The organism is Bacillus sp. SIMBA_074, assembly GCF_046534555.1.
In the GTDB taxonomy this organism is placed as follows: Bacteria; Bacillota; Bacilli; order Bacillales; family Bacillaceae_G; genus Bacillus_A; species Bacillus_A mycoides.
Window position 1 is genome coordinate 1 of sequence record NZ_JAWRYM010001003.1, and the last position, 248, is coordinate 248.

At 47.6% G+C, this 248-nt stretch carries 1 protein-coding gene; it reads left to right on the top strand.

Annotated features, from left to right (window positions below; translation table 11 throughout):
- Positions 1-137, top strand: a 137-nt coding sequence (locus tag SB773_RS33790; protein WP_410594845.1) for an ATP-binding protein, incomplete at its 5' end; no start/stop codon positions are given.
- Positions 138-248 lie beyond the last annotated feature (111 nt).

The window sequence follows — 248 nt, forward strand, 5'->3', positions numbered from 1 at the left end:
GTAAGCTAGGCGGTACAGGCTTAGGTTTAGCCATCAGTCAAGAAATCTGCCACCAAATGGGAGGGGAAATTGGTTACCGGGATGCAAAAGGCGGAGGGGCCAACTTCTTTATCGTGCTGCCAAGGAAATATCCATGATTAACATGCCACTAAGTATGCGGGTAGTATTGCTTGTGCTGGTCACAAGCGCAGTTCTTGTGGGTGGGATGTTATTGACGGTTTACCAGCTTATGATCTCTGACTATACAG